Genomic DNA, 24,456 nt, shown 5'->3' on the forward strand with positions numbered 1-24,456 from the left:
AAGCTGACTAGTAAATTCAATCTTTGAGATTGAATCAAACTGTTTCGAAAGAAACAGAGTTCTCAAGCAAAACACATTCAAGTGTCTTGTGTAAGAAGAGTCCGGCGAAACAAATCAAACCTTGGTTGTTTGAACATACGAAACCTCTTGGGGTTGTATGGTTAAGTGACTAAGCGTACACGGTGGATGCCTGGGCAGTCAGAGGCGATGAAGGACGTACTAACTTGCGATAAGCGGTGATGAGGCAGTAAGAGCCACTTGAGTCACCGATTTCCGAATGGGGAAACCCAGCTGCATAAGCAGTTATCATCAGGTGAATACATAGCCTGATGAGGCGAACCGGGGGAACTGAAACATCTAAGTACCCCGAGGAAGAGAAATCAACCGAGATTCCGGCAGTAGCGGCGAGCGAAACCGGATTAGCCCTTAAGCGTTTTTTGTGTCAGGTGAAGGCTCTGGAAAGTGCCGCGATACAGGGTGACAGCCCCGTAACCGACGATACCTTAAACGTGAAAACGAGTAGGACGGGACACGTGTTATCTTGTCTGAAGATGGGGGGACCATCCTCCAAGGCTAAATACTCCTGACTGACCGATAGTGAACCAGTACCGTGAGGGAAAGGCGAAAAGAACCCCTGTGAGGGGAGTGAAAAAGAACCTGAAACCGTGTACGTACAAGCAGTAGGAGCCCTTCGGGGTGACTGCGTACCTTTTGTATAATGGGTCAGCGACTTAATTTCAGTAGCAAGGTTAACCGTATAGGGGAGCCGTAGGGAAACCGAGTCTTAACTGGGCGTGCAGTTGCTGGGATTAGACCCGAAACCAGGTGATCTAGCCATGGGCAGGTTGAAGGTGAGGTAACACTTACTGGAGGACCGAACCGACTAATGTTGAAAAATTAGCGGATGACTTGTGGCTAGGGGTGAAAGGCCAATCAAACCTGGAGATAGCTGGTTCTCCCCGAAAGCTATTTAGGTAGCGCCTCGGACGAATACTACTGGGGGTAGAGCACTGTTAAGGCTAGGGGGTCATCCCGACTTACCAACCCTTTGCAAACTCCGAATACCAGTAAGTACTATCCGGGAGACACACGGCGGGTGCTAACGTCCGTCGTGGAGAGGGAAACAACCCAGACCGCCAGCTAAGGTCCCAAAGTATCACTAAGTGGGAAACGATGTGGGAAGGCTCAGACAGCCAGGATGTTGGCTTAGAAGCAGCCATCATTTAAAGAAAGCGTAATAGCTCACTGGTCGAGTCGGCCTGCGCGGAAGATTTAACGGGGCTAAGTGATACACCGAAGCTGCGGCAATGCGATTTATCGTATTGGGTAGGGGAGCGTTCTGTAAGCGGCTGAAGGTGTGCTGTAAGGCATGCTGGACGTATCAGAAGTGCGAATGCTGACATGAGTAACGACAAGGGGGGTGAAAAACCTCCCCGCCGGAAGACCAAGGGTTCCTGTCCAACGTTAATCGGGGCAGGGTAAGTCGACCCCTAAGGCGAGGCCGAAAGGCGTAGTCGATGGGAAACGGGTTAATATTCCCGTACTTCTTACTATTGCGATGGGGGGACGGAGAAGGCTAGGTGGGCCAGGCGACGGTTGTCCTGGTTCAAGGGTGTAGGCTGATGGTTTAGGCAAATCCGGACCATCTCAAGGCTGAGACCCGATGTCGAGTCACTACGGTGATGAAGTCATTGATGCCATGCTTCCGGGAAAAGCCTCTAAGCTTCAGATAGTAAGGAATCGTACCCCAAACCGACACAGGTGGTCGGGTAGAGAATACCAAGGCGCTTGAGAGAACTCGGGTGAAGGAACTAGGCAAAATGGTACCGTAACTTCGGGAGAAGGTACGCTGCCGGCGGTGAAGAGACTTGCTCTTGGAGCTGCTGGCAGTCGCAGATACCAGGTGGCTGCAACTGTTTATTAAAAACACAGCACTGTGCAAAATCGAAAGATGACGTATACGGTGTGACGCCTGCCCGGTGCCGGAAGGTTAATTGATGGGGTTATCTTCGGAGAAGCTCTTGATCGAAGCCCCGGTAAACGGCGGCCGTAACTATAACGGTCCTAAGGTAGCGAAATTCCTTGTCGGGTAAGTTCCGACCTGCACGAATGGCGTAATGATGGCCACGCTGTCTCCACCCGAGACTCAGTGAAATTGAAATCGCAGTGAAGATGCTGCGTACCCGCGGCTAGACGGAAAGACCCCGTGAACCTTTACTACAGCTTGGCACTGAACATTGACCCTACATGTGTAGGATAGGTGGGAGGCTTCGAAGCAGGTACGCCAGTATCTGTGGAGCCGTCCTTGAAATACCACCCTTGTAGTGTTGATGTTCTAACGTCGCCCCGTTATCCGGGGTGCGGACAGTGCCTGGTGGGTAGTTTGACTGGGGCGGTCTCCTCCCAAAGCGTAACGGAGGAGCACGAAGGTGGGCTAATCACGGTCGGACATCGTGAGGTTAGTGCAATGGCATAAGCCCGCTTAACTGCGAGAATGACGGTTCGAGCAGGTGCGAAAGCAGGTCATAGTGATCCGGTGGTTCTGAATGGAAGGGCCATCGCTCAACGGATAAAAGGTACTCCGGGGATAACAGGCTGATACCGCCCAAGAGTTCATATCGACGGCGGTGTTTGGCACCTCGATGTCGGCTCATCACATCCTGGGGCTGAAGTCGGTCCCAAGGGTATGGCTGTTCGCCATTTAAAGTGGTACGCGAGCTGGGTTTAGAACGTCGTGAGACAGTTCGGTCCCTATCTGCCGTGGGCGCTGGATGATTGAAGGGAGTTGCTCCTAGTACGAGAGGACCGGAGTGAACGAACCGCTGGTGTTCGGGTTGTGTCGCCAGACGCATTGCCCGGTAGCTAAGTTCGGAACAGATAACCGCTGAAAGCATCTAAGCGGGAAGCTGGCCCTGAGATGAGTCATCCCTGAGACTTTGAGTCTCCTGAAGGGCTGTTCGAGACTAGAACGTTGATAGGCAGGGTGTGTAAGCGTTGTGAGGCGCTCAGCTAACCTGTACTAATTGCCCGTGAGGCTTAACCATACAACACCCAAGGGGTTTTAAGTACGGACTCCATGAGCACTTGAATGATGTGCTGAGAACTTTAGTCAGATTTTTCCGAGATTGTTGAACAAATTTTGCCTGGCGACCATAGCGCTGTGGAACCACCAGATCCCATGCCGAACTCAGACGTGAAACGCAGCAGCGCCGATGGTAGTGTGGGGTCTCCCCATGTGAGAGTAGGACATCGCCAGGCTTTGATTATCAATTTGTCTACTGTAGCTTGCCGCTTTTGAGTGCTGCGATGCTCATGTACTGAATGTACACTGCGCTTCTTGCATCAAAACCGCCATCGCACAGCGACAAATTAATCAAGCAAAGCTGTTAAATGTAAGACTTTGTGAGATAAAAATTTGCTGGTATAGCTCAGTTGGTAGAGCGCACCCTTGGTAAGGGTGAGGCCCCCAGTTCAAATCTGGGTACTAGCACCACAATTTGCTTAGCGACCATAGCGCTGTGGAACCACCTGATCCCATGCCGAACTCAGACGTGAAACGCAGAAGCGCCGATGGTAGTGTGGGGTCTCCCCATGTGAGAGTAGGACATCGCTAAGTCACCCTTTCAAAACCCAGCCTTCGGCTGGGTTTTTTCATTTCTGCCGCTTACGACTTCAGTTCAGGCTTACTGCTTGAAAATGAACTGTTTTCATTAGTTTTCTTCATTTATATCCCTCTATCTATAATTCTTTTAATGCGGTATTGCTTGCAGTCATGCGTGAAATTCTATAATTTTTGGGTATCTGGACGTCTAAACATCTTAGGGAGAGTGTGAACATGCCCATTAAAATTCCTGACCAGTTACCGGCTACTGATATTCTCAGGGGAGAGAATATTTTCGTCATGTCAGAAAAACGGGCAGCCAGTCAGGGAATACGTCCGCTGAAAGTGTTGTTGCTTAATCTGATGCCAAAAAAGATTGAAACAGAAACGCAGTTTTTGCGTTTGTTATCAAACAGTCCGTTGCAGGTTGATGTGGAGTTATTACGAATTGATAATCGTCCGACGAAGAATACACCCACCGAACACCTGGATACCTTTTATCGTCAGTTTGAAATGGTGAAAGACCGAAATTTCGATGGTCTGATTGTCACAGGAGCACCGCTGGGGCTGGTACAGTTTGAGGATGTTCTGTACTGGGAAGAGATCCAGACGATTCTCAATTGGGCGAAGGGACATGTCACTTCAACGATGTATGTCTGCTGGGCTGCTCAGGCCGGCCTGAAGCTGATGTATGATTTACCGAAGCGAACCCGAAAAGAAAAGCTGTCCGGCATCTACACCCATAGCATCCATCATCCGCATCATCCTTTGTTACGAGGTTTTGATGATACCTTTCTTGCACCACATTCCCGTTATGCTGATTTTTCACCTGATTTCCTCACGCAGCACACGGATTTGGATCTCTTAGCGACATCTGAGCAGGCAGGGGTTTATCTGGCAACAACGAAGGATAAGCGAAATGTCTTCGTCACAGGTCATCCAGAGTACGATGCGAAGACGTTACATCTTGAATATATGCGGGACTTGGGTGAAGGCATGGAGCCATGTTTGCCTGTGAATTATTATAAGGACGATAATCCGGACAATGAACCGGTTGCCAGCTGGCGTAGCCACGGGCATCTGCTTTTTTCGAATTGGCTCAATTACTGCGTTTACCAGCAGACACCATACGATCTGGAACATTTCTCAGAAGACAAGTTCACCAAAGACGACTGAGTGTTTCACGACAAGATGACAAACAAAAAAAGACCTGCGATTGCAGGTCTTTTTTGAAGGACGATAAACGTTAAGATTTTGGATTCGTTTCCGGCTGCTGATGTGACGCGACAGCCTGCTCGCTGTCCCCGCCATGTTTAGCTTCCCAGATTTTTGCCTTTTCAATCATTGGTGTAATGGTTGAGCCCTGGATCAGGATCGAGAACACCACAACCGCATAGGTCATCACAAGAATTAGCTCTTTAACGTCAATATTTTTTTCCGGGATAACAATGACACCAGCTGGAATCGCCATCGCCATGGCCAGTGCCAGTCCGCCACGCAGGCCACCCCAGGTTAGGATCTTCACCGACTCAGGGTTGTACTTCCGGAATCGTTTAAAGCCGACATAAGAGAGTTTGACACTCAGGTAACGGGCCAGCAGGACCAGCGGCACTGCAATGACCATCAGCGTCCAGTCTTCTTCGTGGAAGCTGAAAGACAGCATGCTCATACCGATCAACAGGAACAGCACGCCATTCAGGAATTCATCAACAAGCTCCCAGAAGTGATCCAGGTGATCCTCACTTTCTTTGGAGAAACCAATATAACGGGTCCAGTTGCCGATCATGATGCCGGAAACAACCATGGCCAGCGGGCCAGAGACATGGATGACATCAGCAAACGCATAACCGGCGGTCGGGACACCCAGAGTCAGCAGTAACTCCATGGAGTGATCGTCGGTTGAGCTGATCAGATAGTGGAAAAGCAGGCCTAAAACAAAACCGTAAGTGATTCCGCCGATGGCTTCCTGTAAGAACAGGTGGCCAACGCCCAGCACGGTTGGTGCCTCATCACCAAAAGCGATGGTGAACAGGGTGACAAAAATGACCAGACCGAAACCATCGTTGAAGAGCGACTCGCCTTCGATCTGAGTTGAAATCCGGCGAGGCGCATGCAATTTTTTAACAATTGCAAGCACAGCAATCGGGTCCGTCGGCGAAATCAGTGCACCGAACAGCAGGCAGTAGATCAGATCAAACTGGATGCCCACGGTCTGGCAAATCCACCAGAGCGCACCGCCGATAAAAAAGGTGGAAAACAGGGTAGCGCCAAGTGCCAGGATGGCAATTTCCCACTTTTGATCTTCGAGGTGAGGCAGCTTGATACCCAGACCGCCGGCGAAAAGCAGAAAGCCGAGAATCCCTTTCAGCAAGAAGCTTTCGAAGTCGATCTGTCCCAACTGCTCTGCGGCGATTTCTTCCAGGTGAAACCAGCCATTGTGACCCGCAATCACGATACCGAGCGATAAAACAATGGCGCCGGCAGTGATGGCAATGGTGGTTTGCATTTTGCCTATCTTATGATTAATAAATGCAATAGCCATCGCGGCAGCGGCGAGAAAACAGAGGGTACTGTATACCGACATCCTTGATCCTCATCTGTTGGAAAAGTGTTAAGCAAAAATTGTGACAGAATATAAATGTTCGGGCCTGTGATAGCCATAAAAACTTTGAGCTGATCGGTGAAGAATTAGTTTGCGCAAACGATGTATAGACGTCTAGATTTCCAATCAGGCTGTGATAGGATGATAGCAGCTGACAAGTTTAAGTGTAAGGAAGTAAGCAGTGTCGAAGGGAACGGAATTATTACACAAGCGATTAAATGAGCAGATCCTGATCATCGATGGCGGGATGGGCACCATGATCCAGAGTTATAAGCTGGATGAGCAGGATTACCGGGGTGAGCGTTTTGCCGACTGGCATTCAGACCTGAAAGGAAACAATGACCTGCTGGTCCTGACTCAGCCGCAGCTGATCAAGGATATTCACGCTGCTTACCTTGAGGCCGGGGCCGATATCCTCGAAACCAACACTTTCAATGCCACCACAATTGCGATGGCAGACTACGATATGGAAAGTCTGAGTGCCGAAATTAACCTGTCGGCCGCCAGGCTGGCCCGTCAGGTCGCAGATGAGTGGACCGCAAAAACACCGGACAAACCGCGTTTTGTGGCTGGTGTTCTTGGCCCGACCAACCGTACCTGCTCTATTTCTCCGGATGTGAACGATCCGGGATACCGCAATGTAAGCTTTGACCAGCTGGTTGAGGCGTACTCTGAATCGACCCGTGCTTTGATTGAGGGCGGTGCCGATATCATTCTGATTGAAACTATTTTTGACACGCTGAATGCAAAAGCCTGTGCCTTTGCGGTGGAGTCGGTATTTGAAGCGCTGGGACAAAGTCTGCCGGTGATGATTTCCGGGACGATCACCGATGCCTCCGGCCGTACCTTGTCCGGTCAAACGACCGAAGCTTTCTATAACTCACTCCGGCACGTCAAACCGATCTCTTTCGGTCTGAACTGCGCACTGGGCCCGGATGAACTGCGTCAGTATGTTGAAGAACTGTCTCGGATCTCTGAATGTGCTGTGTCAGCGCACCCGAACGCCGGTCTGCCAAACGCCTTTGGGGAATATGACCTGGAAGCAGATGAGATGGCCGAGCATATCCGGGAATGGGCGGAGTCCGGTTTCCTCAATCTGGTAGGTGGCTGCTGCGGGACCACACCTGAGCACATTCGTGAAATGGCCCGTGTGACGGCAAATATTCCGCCAAGGAAGTTGCCTGAATTACCCGTGGCCTGCCGGTTGTCTGGTCTGGAACCTCTGACCATCGAAAAAGAAACTCTGTTCGTCAATGTCGGTGAGCGTACCAATGTGACCGGTTCGGCCCGATTCCGCCGTCTGATCAAAGAAGAACTGTATGATGAGGCACTGGAAGTGGCGCGTCAGCAGGTAGAGGCTGGTGCGCAGATCATCGATATCAATATGGACGAAGGTATGCTGGATGCGGAAGCTGCCATGGTGCGGTTTCTGAACCTGTGTGCCTCTGAACCGGAAATTTCCCGCGTCCCTATTATGATTGACTCGTCTAAGTGGGAAATCCTTGAAGCGGGTCTGAAATGTGTTCAGGGTAAGCCGATTGTTAACTCAATCTCACTCAAGGAAGGCAAAGAGAAATTTGTTGAGCAGGCTAAATTAATCCGTCGCTACGGTGCGGCGGTGATCGTCATGGCGTTCGATGAGGTGGGTCAGGCGGATACCCGTGAGCGGAAGATCGAAATCTGTACCAATGCGTATCATGTGCTGGTCGATGAAGTGGGTTTCCCGCCGGAAGATATTATTTTTGACCCGAATATCTTTGCGGTCGCGACAGGAATTGAAGAGCACAATAACTACGCCGTGGATTTCATTGAAGCCGTCGGGGATATCAAGCGTACCCTGCCGCATGCCATGGTGTCAGGTGGTGTGTCGAATGTCTCGTTCTCGTTCCGTGGCAATGAGCCGGTGCGTGAAGCGATTCATGCCGTCTTCCTGTATCACTGCTTCAAGAACGGAATGGATATGGGGATCGTGAATGCCGGTCAGCTGGCGATTTACGACGACCTGCCGGACGAGCTGCGTGTGGCTGTGGAAGATGTGGTCCTCAACCGCCGTGATGATTCGACAGAGCGGCTACTGGATTTAGCAGATAAATACCGGGGCAGCGGCGAAGCTGTGGAAGATAAAACCGCAGCAGAATGGCGCAGCTGGCCGGTCGATAAGCGTCTGGCGCATGCGCTGGTCAAAGGTATTACTGAGTTTATTGTTGAAGATACGGAAGAAGCCCGCCAGCAGGCCAGCAAACCGCTGGAGGTCATTGAAGGACCGCTGATGGCAGGGATGAACGTGGTCGGTGACCTCTTCGGTGAAGGAAAAATGTTCCTGCCACAGGTTGTGAAATCTGCCCGCGTGATGAAACAGGCTGTGGCATATCTGGAGCCGTACATCAATGCCGAAAAGCAGGCTGGCAAGAGTAACGGAAAAATCTTGCTGGCAACTGTGAAAGGTGACGTGCACGACATCGGAAAGAACATTGTCGGCGTGGTGTTGCAGTGTAATAACTTCGAGATTATTGACCTCGGGGTGATGGTGCCCTGCGATAAGATTCTGAAAGTTGCCCGAGAAGAGAATGTCGATATTATCGGTCTATCCGGCCTGATCACACCATCTCTGGATGAAATGGTTCATGTGGCAAAAGAGATGGAACGTCAGGGCTTTGAGATCCCACTGCTGATTGGCGGCGCAACAACGTCTAAAGCACACACTGCCGTGAAAATCGAACAGAATTACCATGCGCCCGTGGTGTATGTGTCCAATGCATCCAGAGCCGTCGGGGTATGTGCGGCATTGTTATCTGAGACACAACGGCCTGCGTTTGTCGAACGTCTGGATCAGGAATACGAGGTGGTGCGTGAGCAGCATGCCCGTAAGCGTCCGCGCAGCGCGCCGGTCAGCCTGGAAGCTGCACGTGCCAATAAAGTGGCAATTGAATGGAACAGTTATACGCCGCCGGTTCCTAAACAACCGGGGATTCATGTATTCAAGGATTTTGATATCGCCACCTTGCGTCGTTATATCGACTGGACACCTTTCTTTATGACCTGGTCGCTGAGCGGTAAATATCCGACCATCCTTCGCCATGAAGTCGTCGGGAAAGAGGCGCAGCGGCTGTTCGATGATGCCAATCAGCTGCTGGATGAGATCGAAGCAACCGGCATGATCAAAGCCAATGGCGTGTGCGGTCTGTTCCCGGCCAATAACATTGGTGATGATATTGAGGTTTACACGGATGAAAGCCGGGCTCAGGTTCTGACGATACTGCGTGGTCTGCGGCAGCAGACGGAGAAACCGAAAGGGCCGAATTACTGTTTGTCAGATTATGTGGCCCCGAAAGACAGCGGGAAAGCTGACTGGATTGGTGCCTTTGCCGTGACTGGCGGGATTGGTGAGTACGAGATTGCCGAGCAGTTTAAAGCCAAAGGTGATGATTATAATGCCATCATGATTCAGGCGGTGGCCGATCGTCTTGCCGAAGCGTTTGCCGAATGTATGCACGAGCAGGTGCGCAAGGAAATCTGGGGTTATGCGCCGGATGAAAATCTGGAAAATGAAGATCTGATCCGTGAGAAATATCAGGGGATCCGTCCGGCACCGGGCTATCCGGCCTGTCCGGAGCACACTGAAAAAGGTGAAATCTGGAAATTGCTGGATGCGGAAGCCAACACCGGGATGCAACTGACAGAAAGCTTCGCGATGTGGCCGGGCGCGGCAGTGTCGGGCTGGTATTTCTCGCATCCGGAGTCCCGCTATTTTGCGGTTGCACAGATTCAGCGGGATCAGATGCTGAGCTATGCTGAGCGCAAAGGCTGGGATGAAGTTGAAGCCGAGAAATGGCTCGGTCCAAATCTCTGAGGCACCTCAGGTATCGGCCATCTGAATCCGGTGGCCGTATCAAAGGTTCCGAAAGATATTAACAAAGGCGCTCACAGAGCGCCTTTTTTGATCGGTCAGGTTCGGATTACTCGAAAATCTTACTGTGCAGATTCTGGGCAATCGGAAGTGCGTGTTCGGTTTTCACCAGGAAGCACAGGTTGTGCGGGCTGGCACCGTAACAAATCATCCGCAGCTTGTATTCATCCAGCGTGTTGAAGACAGTGCTGACGGAACCTGCGGTCTGGCTCATGCGGTTTCCGATCAGAGAGATCAGACACAGATCCTGTTCGATCTCAACTCGGCACAGCTCGCTGAGGGCCGCATGTGCTCCCGGAGGAAGCGTTGGCGCGCCGCCGCCAGTGTCCGTCTGATCCATGGTCAGAGAAACGCTGACTTCAGAAGTCGAAATCAGATCGACTGAAACTTTGTGTTCAGCCAGAATACGGAACACTTCCGCCAGGAAGCCGTAAGCATGAAACATGTTCAGACTGGTCAGGGTGATCAGAGTTTGATTGTTGCGCAGGGCCAGCGCACGGAACAGGGGGGCATCACTGACCGATTTACGGATCCAGGTCCCGCCTTGCTCTGGTGCTTTGGAAGAGCCCACAAACACAGGGATCTGACGGCGAACCGCCGGGATCAGTGTAGACGGGTGAAGAATTTTGGCACCAAAGTTTGCCATCTCAGAAGCTTCGCTGAAGCTGATTTCCTTGATAGGCGTCGCTTTCGGGGCAATACGCGGATCGGTGGTATACATCCCAGGGACGTCAGTCCAGATTTCCAGCGTACCGGCATCGATCGCTTCAGCCATCAGCGCGGCGCTGTAGTCGCTGCCGCCGCGGCCCAGCGTTGTGGTACGGCCCAGTTCATCACTGCCGATGAAGCCTTGAGAAACCACAATGTTATCCTGCAGCAATGGCAACAGCTTTTCTTCTGTCAGCTGACGGATCATCTCAGGTTCCGGGCTGGCTTTTCCGAAGCGGCTGTCGGTACGCATGACGTCACGGATATCATAGCGGACGGCATCGGCACCCATTTCGCACATAATTTGGGTAAACAGGTAAGTTGACAGCAGTTCGCCGTTCGCGACCAGTTGATCGGTCAGTTCAGCAGATTTCTGGACTGCGGTCTGAGTTGCAATCTCTGCAACCTGATCCAGCAGCGCCTCAATCTTTCCGGCAACGGCTTCTGGTTGCTGCAGGTCCGCCAGTACACTGTGATGGATGGCACGCAGGCGCTCCATCAGGCTGGTACGGTGCTCAGCATCAGCGACGCCGTTGGCCAGTTCGACCAGAATATTGGTCACACCGGAGCACGCACTGATTAAAACCAGCTTGGTATTCGGATTATTCATCACGATCTTGGCACTGCGGCTCATTGCTACGTAATCGGCCACACTTGTGCCGCCAAATTTTGCGACAGTAATTTCAGCGTTCTGCGCTGAAGAAAAATGTACAGGGCTCAAAATGATCTCCCACTAAACAAAGCGTAAAGTCATGGGGCAAAATTTGGGGAATCTTTCCGACTTGATGTCAGAAGAGCCGTTCGGCGAGACATGAAAAGACTGCTGCGACCAGAAGCTCTCCACCTGTGCTTGATGCTGCAGGTGACAGCCAGAAGGATTCAACCTTCAAAGCCGATACGGCAAGCCCCCTGTCTCACCGTATCTCGGCGTTGCTCCCCCTCTCTATGGTGCTTTGGGGTGGGGCCCCGCCGCATAGATACCTGGATAACGCGCCTCTTCCGTTTTCACCTGAAAAATGAGCTCTTTCAGGGTGAACAAAAATTGCCCTTATTGAATAGGAGCAGGGGGGCTTTGTCAATGCCTGAATGCATTTTTCTGTGCCGTTATTGTTACTGATCCTGCAGAAATTTGTCCCTGTCGTTTCTGCGGCGTCCGGTTCTGTTATGCTCGGTTGCGATACTGAACCGATATGACCGTTGCAAATCATATTTAAGGTGCTGATTGATAGGGATTTCAGCAACCATGCCAATGGAGGCCCCATGACAATTCAGAGTTTTTATCCGCCGCAGCGTACCCTGATGGGACCCGGCCCCTCAGATATTTATCCTCAGGTGCTGCAGGCGCTCAGTCGCCCGACTTTGGGCCATCTTGACCCATTATTCATCGGAATGATGGATGAACTGAAAGTCTTGCTTCAGTATGCATTTCAGACCACGAACCCGTTTACTATTGCCGTCTCTGCGCCGGGCAGTGCCGGGATGGAAGCGTGTTTTGTTAATCTGGTCGAGCCGGGCGATAAGGTGATTGTCTGCCGCAACGGGGTCTTTGGCGATCGGATGCGGGAAAATGTTGTTCGCTGCGGTGGTGAAGCCGTGCTGGTGGATAACGAATGGGGCGAGCCGGTTGATCCGTTGGCTGTTGAAGCGGTACTGAAAGCCCATCCGGATGCCAAGATCCTGGCCTTTGTTCATGCGGAAACCTCCACTGGAGCGCTCAGTGATGCCGAAACGTTGTCGAAACTGGCACGTGAACATGGCTGCCTGACGATTGTGGATGCGGTGACGTCACTGGGTGGTGTGCCGCTCAAAGTGGATGAATGGCAGCTCGATGCGGTGTACTCCGGCAGTCAGAAATGTCTGTCCTGTGTGCCGGGGCTGTCTCCGCTGACTTTTTCTCCCCGTGCGGTTGAGGCCATTCAGCAGCGTAAGACACCGGTACAGAGCTGGTTCCTGGACCAGAGCCTGGTTCTGGCATACTGGAGCGGCGAAGGCAAGCGGAGTTACCATCATACAGCGCCGGTGAACAGCCTGTACGCATTGCATGAAGCGCTGGTCCGTCTGCAAAATGAAGGGCTGGAAAATGCCTGGCAGCGTCACGCTGAGATGCATCAGTCGCTGCGTGAAGGCCTGGAAGCCATGGGAATTCGTTTTGTTGTTGAGGAAAAGAGCCGTTTGCCGCAACTCAACGCGGTCTACATTCCTGATGGTGTGGATGATGCTAAAGTGCGTCAGACCCTGCTGGAAAAATATAATCTGGAAATTGGCGCGGGTCTGGGGGCGCTGGCCGGAAAGGCTTGGCGTATCGGACTGATGGGGTATGCTGCCCGCAATGAAAATGTGGCGCTGTGTCTGAAAGCGTTGGAAGATGTATTGAAATAACCGGTAACGGATGGACAAACGGCTGCCGTGGCAGCCGTTTTTGTCTGGTTTAACCTTGTGTATTCCCAAGGCTGGCCTGATCGTTTTCTGTTTCCAGAGCAGGCTGAGCAAATACCGGCAATGCCTGCTCTGTGAAATCCAGCCCCGGGAACAGGTACCGGGCCTCTTCCCGTACATGTTCAGCCTGGCGGTGATTGTCCAGTGCCTGATGGGCGCGGATCAGATACTGATACAGAATCGGGCGCGGTAACTCCCGGGCCATGTGATCAGCCCAGGTGATAAATCCCTGTATCAGCTCAGGGTTGTTCTGGTGAATCCCTACTTTCAGCTGGGTCTGATAAAAATCCCATTCGAACCGGTGTCGCCAGGCCCAGGTATTGTTCACTTTCTCAAGGGCAGTCAGATCGGGCGGTGAAGTGGCTTCAAAGCGGGTCAGCATCGCCCCGGAGTAGAGTGTCGTGAGCATAAATGCGCTGATACAGGCGGGCAGCAGGATCCCCCCGACTTTGAATGGCTGGTGAAACCGCAGCGGCTGTTTGAAATACTTGGCGCTCAGCGAGTCGATCCAGTACAGCAGAAACAGAAAGACCACCCAATGAACCAGCGAGTGGTAGAACGGATACTCCAGCTGGGTGTGCAACGTGATCGGGAACAACAGGGCCACCAGTGCCAACTGGGTATTGGCCGGGGCGCGCCTTATTTTTGCCAGCACGGCGGCGGCTGCAATGAGCAGCGCCAGCAGCGGCAGGATCCCGCCTTCACTGGCCCAGAACAGCAGTTCGTTGTGCGGATGGTCCAGACCGGCCAATCCGTAAGGCTGCGCTGGATCGGCCTGATGCCATTGCGCCGTCTGCATCAGATAGGCATGTTCGAAATTGCCGTATCCGACGCCCCGCATGGGCGCATGCAGGAACATCTCTGTGACTTGTGGGTAGATCACTGTCCGGGCACTTTCCAGAGAGGCTCGGCCCGGCTGTGGAGACCATTGCAGTGTACTGGTCAGGTTCCAGGCCAGACTCAGCCCCATCATGACCATCAGTAACCACAGACGCCATTTCGCCCGGGCGGCAAACTGGGTCAGGTACGGCAGGATCAGCAATACCCCGACGACAGCTGCAAGCCAGCCGGTCCGTGAGCTGAGAACAATCAGCATGGGCACAATGGCAACCGGCGTCAGCATAAGCCCCAGCTGAGCCAGTGTCCAGCGGCGCTGATATGCGGGCTGGCGGGCCAGCAGATAGGCAGACAGGATCAGGCCGGTGGCCAGAAAACTGGCCATGACATTGGGTTGCTGAAAGATGCCGTAAGGTCGGTTGATGTCTGTGTTATACCCTATGGCATTCTCGGGAGAGATCCAGAGAAACTGATACCAGGCCAGCGCTGTTTGTAACCAGACCGCTTTGAGGATCAGCCACAGAATTTGCTGACGCTGTTTCTGGCTGAAAGCAAATTGCTGAAGTGCAACAAAAAACAGCCAGCCAGCCCAGAGCGCAAACAGTCGGTTGGCTGCTGCCTGAGGGCTCGCCTCCGGATAAAAGACCGGAAGAGTCAGCAGGAGGCAGCAGAGAAAGAGCACCAGCGTCAGGCGTGAATAGCGCAGGATTTTCTGACGGCTGATTTCCAGGAAACCAATCGCGATGGCAAAACTGAACGGAATCCAGCTGCTGACATTGAACGGGAGCTCGAGTCCGGACCCTCCCTGATTGTGCTGAAAGTAGTGCATGGTCAGCAGAAACAGGAAAGTCAGCGCCAGGATAAAGGGGCGCGTCAGGGGTTTGCTGATCGTGGCAGCAGCCAGTCGGGTGCCCCGTAATTGAATGACTGTCACGTTGTCCGGTCCCTCGACATATCGTCAAAAAATCAGGCTGGTGACCAGCCTGACAAAGATTGTTTTTATAATTAAGCCTGCTGAGCGGCCAGTGCCGGTAACAGGGGCTTGAGGAAGCGGGCTGTATGCGACCCGGCCACTTCCGCAACCTGTTCCGGTGTACCCGAGGCAATGATTTCACCACCGCCGTTGCCGCCTTCCGGTCCCAGATCAATGATCCAGTCTGCGGTTTTGATCACGTCAAGATTGTGTTCAATGACCACAATGGTGTTGCCGTGATCGCGCAGTTTATGCAGTACGCTCAGCAGTTGCTGAATGTCGTGGAAGTGCAGCCCGGTTGTTGGTTCATCCAGAATATACAGGGTCTTACCTGTATCGCGCTTGGACAGCTCACGTGCAAGTTTCACCCGTTGCGCTTCTCCGCCGGACAAGGTGGTCGCAGCCTGACCCAGACGAATATAGGATAAACCGACATCCATCAGGGTTTGCAGTTTTCGGGCAATTGCGGGGACAGGATCAAAAAATGTCCGGGCGTCTTCGACCGTCATCTCCAGAACTTCGTCAATGGCTTTGCCTTTATACTTCACTTCCAGAGTTTCCCGGTTGTAGCGCTTGCCTTTACAGCTGTCACAAGGCACATAAACATCCGGCAAGAAGTGCATCTCAACTTTGATCACCCCGTCGCCCTGGCAGGCCTCGCAGCGGCCGCCTTTCACGTTAAAACTGAAGCGGCCCGGTTTGTAACCCCGGGAACGGGATTCCTGCGTCCCTGAAAACAGCTCACGGATCGGGGTAAAGATACCGGTATAGGTCGCCGGATTAGAGCGTGGTGTCCGGCCGATCGGGCTCTGATCGATGTCGATCACCTTGTCCAGATGTTCCAGTCCCTGAATATCGTCATATGGCGCCGGTTCGCCGGAAGTGGCACCATTTAGTTCATGGTGGGCGATCCGGAAGAAGGTGTCGTTGATCAGGGTGGATTTGCCCGAGCCGGAGACACCGGTGACGCAGGTCATCAGACCAACCGGGATTGAGACATCTACCTTTTTCAGGTTGTTGCCGCGGGCACCGGTCAGCTGGACGATTTTCTCTGCATCCATCGGGGTCCGCTCAGCCGGAACTTCAATCTGTTTTTTACCGCTCAGATAGTGACCGGTCAGAGATTCCTGAGAAGACAGAATGTCCTCCAGTGTCCCCTCGGCAATGACTTGGCCGCCGTGGACGCCGGCGCCCGGACCGATATCAATAATATGATCGGCACAGCGAATCGCATCTTCATCGTGCTCGACGACCAGCACGGTGTTCCCCAAATCGCGCAGGCGGGTCAGGGTACTGAGCAGACGTTCATTATCACGCTGGTGGAGGCCAATCGAGGGTTCATCCAGCACATACATGACTCCGACCAGACCAGCACCGATCTGGCTGGCCAGACGGATCCGCTGGGCTTCGCCGCCCGACAGGGTTTCAGCACTGCGTGACAGGTTGAGGTAGTTCAGGCCGACGTTGACCAGAAAGGTCAGACGGTCATTGATTTCCTTCAGGATTTTATCGGCAATTTGTGCACGCTGGCCTTCCAGGGTCAGCTCGGTGAAGAAATCCAGTGCCTGACTGATGCTCATCTCGCTGACATGAGGCAGGTTGGTCTGCTCGATAAAGACATGACGCGCTTCTTCACGCAGGCGGGAGCCGTGACAGCTGGCACAGGGTTTGGTTGAGATATATTTGACCAGATCTTCCCGAACCGCATTGGATTCAGTTTCGCGGTATCGGCGCTCCATGTTGTTGAGGATGCCCTCAAACGGGTGGCGGCGCACCGTGACATCGCCGCGATCATTGATGTACTTGAATTCGATGTTGGTCGTACCCGACCCTTGCAGCAGGACTTTCTGTACTCTGTTCGGCAGGGTGTTAAAGGGGGCTTCGACATCGAAATCGTAATGTTCAGCCAGTGAGCTCAGCATCTGGAAATAATAATAGTTGCGCTTATCCCAGCCGCGAATTGCACCGCCAGCCAGACTCAGTTCTTTATTCTGAACGACTCGAACCGGGTCAAAGTACTGCTGTACGCCCAGTCCGTCACAGGTTCCGCAGGCACCGGCCGGGTTGTTGAAGGAGAACAGGCGTGGTTCCAGTTCACGCATGCTGTAGCCACAATGGGGACAGGCAAAGTTCGCGGAAAAGATCAGCTCTTCCATGTCACCGTCGTCCATCGGGCTGATCACGACGGTCCCGCCGGACAGTTCCAGCGCCGTTTCAAAGGATTCAGCCAGACGCTGCTGGAGATCATCGCGGACTTTAAAGCGATCCACGACAACTTCAATGGTGTGCTTTTTGTGTAATTCCAGTGTCGGCGGATCGGACAGATCGCAGACTTCCCCGTCAATCCGGGCACGGATATAGCCCTGAGCTGACAGATTGGCTAGGGTTTTCAGGTGCTCGCCTTTCCGTTCTTTCACGATTGGGGCCAGCAGCATCAGCTTACTGCCTTCCGGCAGCGTCAGCACTTTATCGACCATCTGGCTGATGGTCTGGGCGGCCAGCGGGACATCATGGGTCGGACAACGCGGCTCACCGACCCGGGCAAACAACAGACGCAGATAGTCGTAGATTTCGGTAATGGTACCAACGGTTGAACGCGGGTTGTGCGACGTTGATTTCTGCTCGATGGAAATGGCTGGTGATAGACCTTCAATGTGGTCGACATCCGGTTTTTCCATCAGTGACAGGAACTGGCGGGCATAAGCCGACAATGACTCGACATAGCGTCGCTGACCTTCGGCATACAGGGTATCGAAGGCCAGGGAAGATTTGCCGGAACCTGACAGGCCGGTAATCACAATCAGTTTATCCCGGGGGATAGTCAGGTTGATATTTTTGAGATTGTGGGTGCGGGCACCCCTGACTTCGATCTTATCCATGGTTGCAGTCATCAGCGCTGAATAAATTGGTCTGCATTATTGCATAGCCCCGAAAGGCTTAAAAGACTTGACTGTATAAAAACACAGTGCTTTGATCGTCTTTTATGCATTCGGTCTGAACATGGAATGGGTGATGTTGCCCTATGCCTGCAGGGGCCCACCATGTTAAACTCGACAATTAAGTTTAAACTTTGAATGAGAGAAGGGAGCCTGATTGGCGACCTCAACAGCGAAAACCTGGAGTGAACTATGGCCAGTCGTGGCGTGAATAAAGTTATCCTGGTAGGTAACTTAGGCAATGATCCTGAAATCCGTTATATGCCAAACGGCGGTGCAGTAGCAAATATTACCATTGCTACTTCTGAAACATGGCGTGACAAAGCGACCGGCGAGCAGCGTGAAAAAACTGAGTGGCACCGTGTTGTGCTGTTCGGCAAGCTGGCTGAAGTTGCTGGTGAGTACCTGCGGAAAGGATCTCAGGTTTATATTGAAGGTCAGCTGCAAACCCGTAAGTGGCAGGATCAGAGCGGTCAGGATCGCTTCACCACTGAAGTTGTGGTTCAGGGCTTTAACGGTGTGATGCAAATGCTGGGCGGCCGTCAGGGCGGTCAGGGTGCCCCAATGGGTGGTCAGCAGCAGGGCGGTTGGGGCCAGCCTCAGCAGCCACAACAGCAGCAACAGCAACAGCAGAGCTATGCGCCGCAGCAACAGTCTGCGCCTCAGCAGTCTCAGCCTCAGTACAATGAACCACCAATGGATTTCGACGACGATATCCCATTCTGATCAACCCTTTGGGATTGACTGAATATTTGAAGAAGGCCCCTGAGATATCAGGGGCCTTTTCTTTGCATGTGGCTGGGAGGATTGGTGCCCGCATTCTGGGCTCTATGCAGCAGTGCAGTGGAAGCCTTGTTTCCTATCCTGACGCCCCGGCTTTTTGCTTGATAAAATCAATAAACAGCTTGGTTTTGGTGTGATTGTAATTCAGCTTGGGGTAATAGGCGTAAGCAGCATTCAGAGGCTGCTTGAGCTCGGGTAAAACCGGCACCAGCAGGCCATTGCTCAGTTCGCGTCTGACGGTATTTTGACCCACCAGGATCAGACCCATACCAGCCACTGCGGCTGCCACCAGAGCTTCCGGGTTTTGTGTGGTAAAGTTGCCGCGCAATCGCAACCGGCGGTTGTTTTCAAAGATATGCTCCTGCTCATGACCATGGTTGCCGAACAGCAGGCAGTTGTGCTGCGTCAGCTGCTCCGGACTTTCAATGGCCGGTCGGTCTTCCAGGTACCCCGGCGAGGCATAGAAACCGGCCTGAAAACTGAACAGCCGGGTGGCAATATAGCTGGTGGAATTAAAGTCGGTCAGCTCCCGGCTGATAAACACATCCAGATTCAGGTCCGGCAGCTGGCCCGGCGTAACCGTGTGCAGTTCGACCTGAATATTGGGATAGGTTTGCAGAAATTCATCCAGATAGTGCACCAGCACCCGGCTGCCTGTCGCCAGCGGTGCGCCGATACGCAGTACCCCCCGGACCTCACCAAAGGTCGAGGTGGTTTCCGCCAGGATCTGCTGCCAGTCATCGAGCAGGTGAACACTGCGGCGATAGAAGACTTTGCCTGCCTCGGTCACGGTCAGGTTGCGGGTTGTCCGTTTGAGCAACTGGACGCCCAGCTGTTTCTCCAGCCAGGACAGCCGCTTGGACAGTGCTGAGCTGGATGTATTGAGTGTGCTGGCTGCCTGGGCCAGTGAACCCTGTTCCACAACAGTGACAAAACTTTTGGTGCAGGTGATCCAGTCCATGTTTCTCCAATAAGATGGGTGAGCGAGCCTGTAACCCCCGGGTAACAAATCAGCAAAGTGTCGTACCGGGCACTGACGTTCCGGACCACCAGTGGTATTTTCCTGTGGAAACAGTCGCTTTAAAATTTTTGACCAACCTGCATGAGTTGACCACAGCGCCTGTCGGTTTTGAAATGTTTTTTGAATAAAGTTGGATACTGAATGAGAAAAGCCTCAGGGATGAAGCTGACCAATCGCTTGGTCGCTTTCGTCACCCTTATTGTCATCTGCGCCATGTTTGTCATTTTTATCGGTGGTGCGATCAGCTTTCGTAAGCTGGGACAGGACTATCTGCACCATTATCTGGCCGGAGTCGTTGAGGTGATCGATCTGGAAATGATTGAACCGCAAGGCTCACAATCGCTGAACCGCTGGCTGCCTAAATTGCTCAAGGCCAGTAATGTGGTCACACTGGATGTCAGTAACGACGCCGGTTCGGTCTACCAGTTCCGGGGGCAGCAAAAAATTGATGACCCCAATATTCTCTATCGTACAGACTATCCGCTGACGCAGAACCCCGGCTATGTCGTCCGGATCCAGTCGATCCCGCCTTATACCGAGCTGACGTATTCGCTGGGGGCGATGTCGTCTATCAGTCTGGCAATTATGATCATCATTGCCGGTCTGGTGTGGGGCGTGAACTGGCTGAAACGTCAGTTGTATGGTTCTGAGCTGCTTGAAGAAAGGGGGCGGATGCTGCTGGCAGGTAAGCTGGATGATTTTGCCAAAGGCTCGGAGTTCGAGTGGCCGGATACGGCCAGTCTGGCGCTCGATAAACTGATCTCTGAACTGAAAGATGCGCGTCAGGAGCGCAGCCGGTTTGATACCTTCATCCGTACCCATACATTTTTGGATCAACTGACTGGTTCGGCAAACCGGGTGTTATTTGACAGCCGCCTGCAATCGGTGGTCCAGGATCAGGACAACCACGGTGCGGTGATCCTGATCCGCATTTCCGAGTGGGAAGAGTTGCTGCTCTCCAAAGGTAAGATTGTGGCGGATGAGCTGATCCAGGATGTCGGCATGGTGCTGTCAAATATGATCCAGCGTTACCCGGACAGCGTGTTATCCCGTTATTTTGAGGCAGAGTTTGCCATCATGCTGCTGCAGCAGCCCAGCAAGGAAATCAATCTGTTTGTAAGTCAGCTGCTTAAAGCGCTGGAACGGCTGACACCTGCCGCGCCGCTGCATCGTGATAACTGGTGCCACATAGGGGTGACCTATTTTGCCAGTGGCGAGCGACGAGGCCGGATCATGGATGAAGCTGACATGGCGCTGCGCAGTGCTCAGCTGCAGGGAACCAACAGCTGGTCCGTGTTCCAGAAAGATCCTCAGGAAGAAGATACCCGGGGCAGCGTGCGTTGGCGGACACTGCTGGACGGGGTGTTCAGTCAGGGGGGGCCGCAGCTTTACCAGCAACCGGCTTATCTGGCGGAAGGAAAAACACTGCTGCACCGGGAATTACTGGCCCGGATCCGGGACGAAAACGGCCTGGTGCTCAAAGCTTCCCGCTTTTTACCGGCGGTTGAACAGGTCGGCTTCCATGTCCGGATGGATAAACTGGTGATCAGCCAGGCTCTGGACCTGCTGAAAAACGGTCCGACGCTGGATAACTTCGCCGTCAATGTCAGTGTTGAATCCCTGCTGGACAAAGCTTTTGTGCGCTGGTTCCGGGATGAGTTACTTCAGACGCCCCGGCCCGTACTGAAACGGCTGAGCATTGAGGTGCCGGAGCGGAATCTGTCGCGTTATATTGATGCTGTCCGTACCTTTCTGAAAATGCTGACTGGTCTGGGATGCAGTCTGGGAGTCGATCAGGCCGGGAGAACCATCGTCAGTACTCACTACATCAAAGACGTGAACATCAGTTATATCAAACTGCACCGCAGTCTGATCCGGGAAATTGACCAGCGGCAGGAAAACCAGTTGTTTGTCCGCAGTATGCTGGGTGCCTGTGCCAATACCGGTGTGGCAGTGATTGCAGTTGGCGTGGAAAACGCCAGAGAGTGGCAGGTCTTGCAGCAATTGGGGATTCATGGTGGTCAGGGCCGCTTTTTCGAGCCTGAGAGAGATTTGACACAAATTGCGATGAAAAAGAGAAGATGAGGTTCTGCTGGTTAAAAAAATACCATCCTGGAGTGATTATTCTATACATGCCTGATTGCTAACAGTATCATCGGTCAAATAATTGACATAAACAGGTCAATGTTTGGCCCGGGCGAGCACAGAACCGTCCGGATAAAGATGACGGGAAACGGGTTGATAACATGCTGATCAAAAAGCTTCTGAAGCGGAAAACTGTCAGTAAGGTTGCCAGTTTTGCTGTTTTCGAAAATAAGCTGACACTTGTCAGTCAATCCGGGGATGGCACTGATTGGATCTGCGACAGCCGGGAGCTTGGTTCGCGAGACAATTGGGGCCAGGCACTGGAAAGTCTGATCGTTCAGTATCAGCTCGCAGGCAGCCGAATCCGTTTTGTCCTCGGACATGGCCTTTATCAGAGCCTGACAATTGATAAACCCGCTTTACCGCATCAGGAATTAGCCAGCGCGCTGCCTTTTCTGGTGAAGGATCTGGTGTCTGAATCCCCGGCGAATCTGGTTGCCGGCGGGTACGAAGAACCCCTGAAAAAACGTCTGCAGGTCTTTGTTGCAGAGCGAAAGCTGGTGCAGCGACTGGTTCTGGCCAGTCTGTCGCTGGGCTGTGTCACGGAAGTGATCACGGCCGATGAGGTGGTCCTGGGTGAATTGACGGATGTTCACCAGAGTCAGCTGGTGCTGCATGGCCGTCATCAATCCGGGCTTCAGCTGACTGCGTTTAAACAACAGGTGTTGTGTTTTCAGCGTCAGTTGCGAGGCTTCCGCCAGCCGTTGCTGGGAGAAGAACCGTCTTCCCTGCAAATTGACGGACTGGCGCTGGAATTGCAGCGCTCTCTCGATTTTCTCAGTGCTCAGCTGCGCGACATGCCGATTGCTCAGGTACTGGTGAGCTGTGACAGCGAAGACAATGAGTTGCTCGCGGAGGCGCTAAGACGGCGGCTGAGTGTTCCCGTGGCGGCAGTCAGCAAGTTTCCATCCGGTCTGGCAGATTATGATGCCCGGGTCGCCTGGGCGGCACTGGCACATCAACCGATCCTCAACCTGTATCATGACAGTCTGAAGCCGCAATCCCGATTGCTGACATTGCCGAATCTGGCTGCCAGCTGGGCGATCGGAGCTGTGCTGCTGGCCTCTTTCGCTGGCTGGCAAAGCTGGCAGGAGCACCGGGTTCAACAGCAACTGGCGGAGGAACAGCTTCGTCTCAGCCAGAAAAAAACAGAGCTGGATACTGCAAAAGCGGCACTGGCGCGCCATCTGCCCAGTGAACTTAAAGTGAAACTGAACGGCGAGCTGGAACAGCAGCTTGCAGCCAAACAGGCCACGCTGAAAGCCATCGCCATGCATGACAAAAGCCTGCAAGCCGGTTTTGCCTCGCTGCTCCGGCAGCTGGCACAGGCGGCGAGTCAGGAGATTTCCGTCAGCCGGATTCACCTGCAGGGTGACAAACTGGATCTGGAAGGGGTCGCCAGTTCTCCGAATGCCGTGCCCAACTGGCTTCAGAATTTTTCACGTTATCCGCAACTGACAAACCGGGGGTTTGAAGTCATGACACTGGGCAGAAATGAACAGAACGTCGTCACTTTCAAGCTGCATGCACAACGGCAAGATGAGGAGCAGCCATGAAAATCTGGTCCATGCTGGCCGAGCGTTTCGACCAGCTCAGTCGCAGAGAACAATGGCTGGTGGCAGTAACCAGCTGGATAATGCTGCTGTTGGGCGGATATCAGTTGCTGGTCGAGCCGCTTCAGAAAGTCCGGCTGTCGGCTGAGCTGCAGTATCACGCGATACAGGCGGAGTTCATCCGGAGTCATGGTGAATTGCATCAGATTCAGCGCCAGCTCAACACAGACCCGGACAAAGAGCTGGATGAGCAGATTGTCCGGCTGGAAGCAAAGAATGCCAGACTGGACAAAACGCTGAAAGAGCGGGTCGCCAGTCTGGTCACACCGGCTCAGATGGCCACTCTGATGGATCAGGTTCTGCAGCATTCTCAGCGGTTGAAATTGGTTTCTCTGGAATCCCTGCCACCCGCTCAGCTGGTTCATGGCGAGGATGCCGGGTATTACATTCACCCGGTACGTCTGACCCTGCGCGGCCGGTATTTTGACCTGGTGAATTATTTGCAGCAGCTGGAAGCCTTACCGGTGAAATATTACTGGCGAAGTCTGGAGTATCAGGTCGACATCTATCCCTGGTCTGATATAACACTTGATGTATATACCTTGGGTGAAAGTAAGGATTTCATTGGTGGTTAGAAACGCTTGTCTCGCATTCTTACTGGCAGGGATCAGTCTGCTGGCCCGGGCCGAAAGCGATCCGACAGCTCCGCTGGGCTGGCAGGCGCCGGCCGCTGCGAAAAAAACGGTGACGCGCCGGCTTCCCGAATTGCAGGGAATTGTCTGTCCGCAGCAGGAAAAATGCAGTGTGATTCTGGATAACCGGGTCGTGCAACCCGGTGAACAGATCAGCGGTTATACCCTGAAATCCGTACAGGATGATGCCGTTATCCTTCAGCGTGGTGGCCGGCAATGGCGACTGGCGCTGTTTCAAGAACAGATCAAAATACACGAATAA

General features: G+C 53.0%; 13 protein-coding genes, 1 tRNA gene, 3 rRNA genes and 1 riboswitch. Of the genes, 12 read left to right on the top strand and 5 right to left on the bottom strand.

Features of this window, described 5'->3' with window-relative positions:
• Positions 1-159 precede the first annotated feature (159 nt).
• From L4174_RS01605 to metA, 5 genes are all read left to right on the top strand, one after another.
• Positions 160-3,044, top strand: a 23S ribosomal RNA gene (locus tag L4174_RS01605).
• Between the two features lie 98 nt (positions 3,045-3,142).
• Positions 3,143-3,258: ribosomal RNA gene (rrf, locus tag L4174_RS01610) — 5S ribosomal RNA — on the top strand.
• Between the two features lie 159 nt (positions 3,259-3,417).
• Positions 3,418-3,493: transfer RNA gene (locus L4174_RS01615), tRNA-Thr, on the top strand.
• Between the two features lie 7 nt (positions 3,494-3,500).
• Positions 3,501-3,616 (top strand): 5S ribosomal RNA (gene rrf, locus L4174_RS01620).
• A 219-nt stretch (positions 3,617-3,835) separates the two neighbouring features.
• Positions 3,836-4,777, top strand: a complete 942-nt coding sequence (gene metA / locus L4174_RS01625) for a homoserine O-succinyltransferase (protein WP_248143850.1) — start codon at positions 3,836-3,838, stop codon at positions 4,775-4,777.
• A gap of 70 nt (positions 4,778-4,847) precedes the next feature.
• Here metA and L4174_RS01630 read toward each other — a convergent pair whose 3' ends face one another.
• The gene (locus L4174_RS01630) at positions 4,848-6,185 is read right to left on the bottom strand and encodes a sodium:proton antiporter (RefSeq protein ID WP_248143851.1); all 1,338 of its coding nucleotides are present in this window, start codon (positions 6,183-6,185) and stop codon (positions 4,848-4,850) included.
• A 199-nt stretch (positions 6,186-6,384) separates the two neighbouring features.
• Between L4174_RS01630 and metH the strand changes: the two genes are divergently transcribed.
• Positions 6,385-10,053 (top strand): methionine synthase, encoded by a 3,669-nt coding sequence (metH, locus tag L4174_RS01635; protein WP_248143852.1) that lies wholly within the window; start codon positions 6,385-6,387, stop codon positions 10,051-10,053.
• Between the two features lie 106 nt (positions 10,054-10,159).
• Here metH and lysC read toward each other — a convergent pair whose 3' ends face one another.
• A complete protein-coding gene (lysC, locus tag L4174_RS01640; protein WP_256549365.1) occupies positions 10,160-11,539 on the bottom strand; it encodes a lysine-sensitive aspartokinase 3 in 1,380 nt (459 codons plus the stop codon).
• Positions 11,540-11,643: 104 nt separating this feature from the next.
• A riboswitch (Lysine riboswitch) is annotated at positions 11,644-11,825 on the bottom strand.
• Between the two features lie 253 nt (positions 11,826-12,078).
• On the opposite strand from lysC, the gene L4174_RS01645 reads away from it, so the two are divergent.
• Positions 12,079-13,197: an alanine--glyoxylate aminotransferase family protein gene (locus L4174_RS01645; RefSeq protein ID WP_248143853.1), complete on the top strand. Its 1,119-nt coding sequence runs from the start codon at positions 12,079-12,081 to the stop codon at positions 13,195-13,197.
• Positions 13,198-13,246: 49 nt separating this feature from the next.
• On the opposite strand, the gene L4174_RS01650 is transcribed toward L4174_RS01645, so the two are convergent.
• A complete protein-coding gene (locus L4174_RS01650; RefSeq protein WP_248143854.1) occupies positions 13,247-15,025 on the bottom strand; it encodes a PglL family O-oligosaccharyltransferase in 1,779 nt (592 codons plus the stop codon).
• Between the two features lie 71 nt (positions 15,026-15,096).
• Positions 15,097-17,943: an excinuclease ABC subunit UvrA gene (uvrA, locus tag L4174_RS01655; RefSeq protein WP_248143855.1), complete on the bottom strand. Its 2,847-nt coding sequence runs from the start codon at positions 17,941-17,943 to the stop codon at positions 15,097-15,099.
• 249 nt (positions 17,944-18,192) lie between these two features.
• Between uvrA and L4174_RS01660 the strand changes: the two genes are divergently transcribed.
• The gene (locus L4174_RS01660) at positions 18,193-18,726 is read left to right on the top strand and encodes a single-stranded DNA-binding protein (protein ID WP_248143856.1); all 534 of its coding nucleotides are present in this window, start codon (positions 18,193-18,195) and stop codon (positions 18,724-18,726) included.
• A 133-nt stretch (positions 18,727-18,859) separates the two neighbouring features.
• On the opposite strand, the gene L4174_RS01665 is transcribed toward L4174_RS01660, so the two are convergent.
• Entirely contained in the window at positions 18,860-19,744 is an 885-nt protein-coding gene (locus L4174_RS01665) for a LysR family transcriptional regulator (RefSeq protein ID WP_248143857.1), read from the bottom strand.
• Between the two features lie 201 nt (positions 19,745-19,945).
• Here L4174_RS01665 and csrD point away from each other — a divergent pair, with 201 nt between their 5' ends.
• From csrD to L4174_RS01685, 4 genes are all read left to right on the top strand, one after another.
• Positions 19,946-21,889: an RNase E specificity factor CsrD gene (gene csrD, locus L4174_RS01670; RefSeq protein WP_248143858.1), complete on the top strand. Its 1,944-nt coding sequence runs from the start codon at positions 19,946-19,948 to the stop codon at positions 21,887-21,889.
• A 161-nt stretch (positions 21,890-22,050) separates the two neighbouring features.
• A complete protein-coding gene (locus L4174_RS01675) occupies positions 22,051-23,505 on the top strand; it encodes a PilN domain-containing protein (protein ID WP_248143859.1) in 1,455 nt (484 codons plus the stop codon).
• On the top strand, positions 23,502-24,137 hold the full coding sequence (gspM, locus tag L4174_RS01680; protein ID WP_248143860.1) for a type II secretion system protein GspM: 636 nt from the start codon (positions 23,502-23,504) through the stop codon (positions 24,135-24,137). The genes L4174_RS01675 and gspM overlap by 4 nt, the downstream gene beginning before the upstream one ends.
• Positions 24,130-24,456 carry an MSHA biogenesis protein MshK gene (locus L4174_RS01685; RefSeq protein ID WP_248143861.1) on the top strand — a complete coding sequence of 109 codons (327 nt, stop codon included), beginning with the start codon at positions 24,130-24,132 and terminating at the stop codon, positions 24,454-24,456. The genes gspM and L4174_RS01685 overlap by 8 nt, the downstream gene beginning before the upstream one ends.

The sequence above is a fragment of the Photobacterium sp. CCB-ST2H9 genome (assembly GCF_023151555.2).
Lineage (GTDB): Bacteria > Pseudomonadota > Gammaproteobacteria > Enterobacterales > Vibrionaceae > Photobacterium.

Bases quoted from the DNA above. Each gene is read 5' to 3' on its own strand.
- metA (WP_248143850.1), top strand. From the start codon at position 3,836: ATGCCCATTAAAATTCCTGACCAGTTACCGGCTACTGATATTCTCAGG.
- L4174_RS01630 (WP_248143851.1), bottom strand. From the start codon at position 6,185: ATGTCGGTATACAGTACCCTCTGTTTTCTCGCCGCTGCCGCGATGGCT.
- L4174_RS01645 (WP_248143853.1), top strand. From the start codon at position 12,079: ATGACAATTCAGAGTTTTTATCCGCCGCAGCGTACCCTGATGGGACCC.
- uvrA (WP_248143855.1), bottom strand. From the start codon at position 17,943: ATGGATAAGATCGAAGTCAGGGGTGCCCGCACCCACAATCTCAAAAAT.
- L4174_RS01660 (WP_248143856.1), top strand. From the start codon at position 18,193: ATGGCCAGTCGTGGCGTGAATAAAGTTATCCTGGTAGGTAACTTAGGC.
- L4174_RS01665 (WP_248143857.1), bottom strand. From the start codon at position 19,744: ATGGACTGGATCACCTGCACCAAAAGTTTTGTCACTGTTGTGGAACAG.
- csrD (WP_248143858.1), top strand. From the start codon at position 19,946: ATGAGAAAAGCCTCAGGGATGAAGCTGACCAATCGCTTGGTCGCTTTC.
- L4174_RS01675 (WP_248143859.1), top strand. From the start codon at position 22,051: ATGCTGATCAAAAAGCTTCTGAAGCGGAAAACTGTCAGTAAGGTTGCC.
- gspM (WP_248143860.1), top strand. From the start codon at position 23,502: ATGAAAATCTGGTCCATGCTGGCCGAGCGTTTCGACCAGCTCAGTCGC.